Origin of the sequence: Gordonia otitidis NBRC 100426 (assembly GCF_000248075.1) — a bacterium.
GTDB lineage: Bacteria > Actinomycetota > Actinomycetes > Mycobacteriales > Mycobacteriaceae > Gordonia > Gordonia otitidis.
Map to the genome: position 1 here is coordinate 1 of NZ_BAFB01000250.1, position 2114 is coordinate 2114.

Below are 2114 nucleotides of genomic sequence, written 5' to 3' on the forward strand. Positions count from 1 at the left end.
ACAACCGTCTCGACCCGGACAGAGGACCGATTGACTCGTTCCTCCAGGAGGTCGCGGACTATTCACTCGTCGTCATCGACGAGGCACACAACCTACGCAACTCCGGTGCGCAGCGTTCAGGTGCTGTGGATCGGGTCATCACCGCTGGTGGGTCCAAACGCGTTGTGCTGCTTACTGCGACTCCAGTCAACAACTCACTCACCGACCTCGAAACTCTGGTGAAGTACTTCATCCGCGACGACGCCCGCTTTGCGGCACTGGGTATCCCGAGCATCCGCGAGTACATCAAGCAGGCGCAGGCCATGGACCCCGCCAATCTGACACCTGAGCATCTGTTTGATCTGATGGATCAGGTTGCCGTGCGACGCACTCGAAAGTTCGTCAAGGAGCACTACGCCAATGAGCTGATCCGGGGCGCGGATGGCAAGCTGACCACTCTGAAGTTCCCCCAGCCCAAGGTCCGCCGGATCGACTACGACCTCGACGATGACGGCCTGGCGCTTATTGACGCGATGGTCTATGCGCTCGACGACCCGACCGATCCACACACTCCACGCGCGTGGGAAGAACGCAGTCGCGATCCGCAGCGACTGATGCTCGCGCGCTACCTCTCCAGCATGTACACGCTCGACCACGACTTGCAGGAATACCAGATCACCAACGCAGGGCTGCTTCGGTCCGGCCTCCTCAAACGACTCGAATCCAGTCCACAGGCGCTCCACGCCTCTTTGCAGAACATGATCGCCTCTCACGAGAGCTTTCTGGAGGCGCTCGGGCAAGGCGTCGTGCTCAAAGGCGAGGCGCTGAGCGAATGGGTCTCCTCCGACTCCGACGACCTCGACGCGTTCGTCGCCGAATTCGACAACGACGAAAAGATCGAATCGGTTGACGGCTACCACCTCACCGAACTTCAGGGTGACGTCGAGTCCGACATCGCTCTGCTGTGTGAACTGCGAGACCTCGCCCAGGTCGTGATCGAAGGTGTCGAGCCCAAAGTTAAGCAGCTCATCGAGGAACTGACGACGATTGCGGCCGCCGCGCAGCGTGTCGACCCGCGCGGACTCTCGCACGCCGACCGCCGGAAAGTCATCGTCTTCTCGGCCTTCACCGACACGATCATCCCCATCTATGACGCCGTCGTGGAAGCAATCGAAGCAGCGCCCGCAGGATCGCCGCTGGCCGAGTACCGTGCTCGCATCGCCCCGCCAATCATGGGTTCTTACGCCAAAACCCACGAACGCGGAGCGACGGGCGGTGTCGACCAAGGAGGCCGGGCGTCCACCATCGCCGGCTTCGCCCCCGCGACGGCCGGACCTCGAAACGCAAAGGGTGAGCCAGCGGCGAAGGATGAGTTCGACATCCTCTTCACCACCGATGTGCTCTCCGAGGGTGTGAACCTCCAACAAGCCGGGCAGATGATCAACTACGACCTGCCATGGAACCCCATGCGAATCGTCCAGCGACACGGTCGTGTCGACCGCATCGGCTCCAAACACGACTACGTCCACTTGGGACTCTTCTTCCCGGCCGAACGCCTCGACGCCCTGCTGGACCTAGAGGCACGTCTGGAAGCAAAGCTGGCGCTAGCCGATGCGGCGGTCGGGGCAGGGAACGTACTCCCGGGCCGCGGACCAGGACACGAAGTGAATCTGACCGACGACCAAGTCGTCGACGAGTTCGAGAAGCTGCTCGACGCCGGTGGATCGAGTGCCTCACTCTCCGGCGAGGAGTACCGGCGACGTCTGTCCAGTGCGTTCAACATGGACCCGCTGCTGAAGGCCGACATCCTCAGCCTTCCTTACGGTTCGGGAAGCGGATTCGTGAACCCCGTAGTGAACGGCAACGGCTACGTCTTTTGCATCAAGATCGGAAAGAGCCCGAAGCCCTGGTTCAGATACGTGCCGGTCGACGACGACTGGTCGCTCCGCCACAACGACGACGGCCACCCACTGATCTCTTCGGACACCCTGCTGTCCCTCCGCGTCGCCGATCCACAGAACGCCAGCGCTGATCGATGGCTCCCTGACGAGGTCTACGACCATGCCTTCGACGCGTGGGAGGTCGCCCGCGACAGCGTCTACAACGTCTGGCAGGAGCTAACCGACCCGAACGCG

General features: G+C 62.0%; 1 protein-coding gene. It reads left to right on the forward strand.

Going from position 1 to position 2114, the window contains the following annotated elements:
* Nucleotides 1-2114 (forward strand): helicase-related protein (locus GOOTI_RS23670; RefSeq protein WP_007241134.1); only part of this gene is annotated, 2114 nt, incomplete at both ends.